General features: G+C 54.4%; 1 protein-coding gene. It reads right to left on the bottom strand.

The window, feature by feature from the left end; translation table 11 throughout:
- Positions 1 to 772: 772 nt before the first annotated feature.
- Positions 773 to 1,320, bottom strand: a 548-nt coding sequence (locus NZK35_RS16905) for a hypothetical protein (protein WP_259633711.1), incomplete at its 5' end; no start/stop codon positions are given.

Below are 1,320 nucleotides of genomic sequence, written 5' to 3'. Positions count from 1 at the left end.
GCCGAGTCGACCGCGCACCTATCGAACCGTGACATCAAATGCGAATCTCAGGAAACAGAGGTTCGATGAAATCCGGTGGGCGTCCTCCGGGTCACGATCCAACGACAGCCAATCAATTGCCACAAAAGAACGCGAGAAGACGCAAAAGAAGAAGTGGGCGCTTTCGTCAGGCGTCGGTTAGCAGCGTGAACGGCGGTGGTCACCGCGTCGGCGCGATGGACCTGATCTCAATAACAAACTCACCTCGCCGGCTGCGGTGCACCACTCGGTTCGCGCGGTCGGCCGCGACGACAGCTTGAGCCATCGTCGCTCGCGGCCAATGTACTCGATCGGAATCGCGAAGGGAAATTCGGGATCCCAATCAGCGGTTGGCACTCCAGGCGTCGGCTTGTCTTGAATCGTACTCGTACTCAGCATCGCGGTACTCGTATTCTTACTCGAATCGACAGGCGTCGGTTTGTCTTGGTCGACCGCGCATCTATCGAACCGTGACATCAAATGCGAATCTTGGAAAACGGAGGTCCGATGACATCAGGTGGGCCGAGTTCAGTCACAACGTTCAGCAGCGTGGGCGACCGGCATTGGTTTGCTTGCCTTCCAGTCGAGTACGAGTAGGAGTACCGGCTGACGCCTGAGTACGAGTACGATTTAGTAGCGTGAACGGTAGCCGTAACCGGGCACGAACGGAAGGCTTTGACTTCAGTTGCCGCGTGAATGAGTGCTCCGGTTCACGGCTTTGTTATGCCACTGCGCACGGTTGGCAAACAATTCACTACTTGCGTTTAGGGACACAGAAATAAAAGCTTCCGTCCAATTCTCCGATGGGCATCCGAAGGTCTCCGCCGCCGCCGTCATAGGAATAACTCCCCCAGACCATCTTAGATGGTTTCAGTGTGAATTGAGCCGCGTCGAATCTGCCTTCTGGAGCGTCGCGGACCTCAATCATAGGAATGGTTCCGGTTTTCTTCGCAGCAATTCGCGCGTTAAACATGATCGTCATGGTCGATTCGTTGAACGGTTCTTCTCCCCAGTGGACCATTTCCTTGATTGCGGGAATATCGCCAGCCTCAAACGCAGTCTTATAGGCGGCAACCAAATCTTCTGCGGACTTTGCGGGCAATTGCACGCCCGAACTAACCGGGGAAACTTCTTCAGTGGATGCCTGTGGTGTTGAATCGTTTGATTTCGCTGCGTCGGTGTTACTGGTTGTGGCCGAGTCGCCACAGCCTGTAATCATGAGGAGCGAGAGAATGAAGGTGATGAATTTCATGCGAGAGGATTTTCCTTGGGTTTGTGGCATAACGAAATGCGATCTATCCG

It is taken from the genome of Stieleria sedimenti, from assembly GCF_025060895.1.
Taxonomy (GTDB): domain Bacteria; phylum Planctomycetota; class Planctomycetia; order Pirellulales; family Pirellulaceae; genus Stieleria; species Stieleria sedimenti.
This window is presented reverse-complemented; position numbering and strand designations above follow the sequence as displayed.